General features: G+C 62.0%; 1 pseudogene. It reads right to left on the bottom strand.

Annotation, left to right across the window (positions count from 1 at the left end):
* Window positions 1–66: 66 nt before the first annotated feature.
* Window positions 67–279 (bottom strand): annotated as a pseudogene (locus F1735_RS34925) (hypothetical protein); the annotation flags it as partial.

The following is a 279-nucleotide window of genomic DNA, read 5'->3' as shown; positions in this document are numbered from 1 at the left end:
AGTGTCATGGGCTTCAACAAGTCTGGCGCGGCAGCGCGACGTTGTAGTGTCCGCCATTTATGCTAATTAAGCAACATGCATACGCGTAACTTTTTCATCCTGGGGGCAAATGTCGGTGATGCCGATCACGTTGTTCAGGCGCGCCATGAACAGGTCGAGCAGGTCGGCGTCGGGGGCGCGCAGGTTCAGGAAGACGGTATCATCGCCGGCGCGGCTGTCGAGCGCGAGCGCGGCCAGTTGCAGGCCGCCGCGGCGGGCAATGGCCAGCACGGCTTCGAG

The sequence above is a fragment of the Massilia genomosp. 1 genome, from assembly GCF_011682185.1.
Classification (GTDB): Bacteria; Pseudomonadota; Gammaproteobacteria; order Burkholderiales; family Burkholderiaceae_D; genus Telluria_A; species Telluria_A rubra.
This window is presented reverse-complemented; position numbering and strand designations above follow the sequence as displayed.